Genomic DNA, 652 nt, shown 5'->3' with positions numbered 1-652 from the left:
GTACTAGTATGGCTGAACTTGTATCCCTCCACAGATTGACGTGTCGCTAACGTATCATGATCTAAGAAATAGTTTATCTGGTCTTGGTTAGCACAGTGGCTCAACCAAGACCCTTTGTAGAACGATTCATACATTGGTCTCAATAACGCTAGAGCAGAGCTCAAATTGCATGCCGATTGTAACGATTCTATGCCTTTTGCGTACTCTATGCTTTGAGAGAACATCCAAACCTCGAAACAACTCTTGTCTCCCTTTGACGCATGAACTGCAGGAAAAATCAGGTCATACTTCTCAGTTACTAACTCAATGAACTTACAATAACTAATTTTAACGTCCAAGTAATACAACTCCTTATTAAATCCGCACTCATACAAGTTAGAAAATGTAAGTCAAAGACACAACCCTAAAATGGCGCTTCTGCGTAACGTAACAATGAATGGGGCACAAACGTTTTCAACTTAGCCTATTGAATATCCGGAAATGACACAGAATTACCACCTTTAGCAACTAAAACTCTACTACGTTCTCTCCTGATGATGATAAAATCTCCGCATCAAAATTACCGAGAAACTCTATGTTTATCCATCGTGTTAATGACATCGACTGGCTTGTGATCACCGCTTTTGAAGAGTTGAAAACCATGTTTATCGAA

At 39.3% G+C, this 652-nt stretch carries 1 protein-coding gene and 1 pseudogene; one reads left to right on the top strand and one right to left on the bottom strand.

The window, feature by feature from the left end:
• Positions 1-338: DUF6988 family protein (locus AB4585_RS23135; RefSeq protein WP_408063597.1), on the bottom strand; the 338-nt coding region annotated here is incomplete at its 3' end.
• Positions 339-574: 236 nt separating this feature from the next.
• Between AB4585_RS23135 and AB4585_RS23130 the strand changes: the two are divergent.
• Positions 575-652: pseudogene (locus AB4585_RS23130) on the top strand (cytosolic protein); the annotation flags it as partial.

It is taken from the genome of Vibrio sp. 10N.222.49.C9 (genome assembly GCF_041474985.1).
GTDB classification, from domain to species: domain Bacteria; phylum Pseudomonadota; class Gammaproteobacteria; order Enterobacterales; family Vibrionaceae; genus Vibrio; species Vibrio crassostreae_C.
Note: the sequence above shows the minus strand (reverse complement) of the source record. Positions and strands in the feature narration are given on the sequence as shown.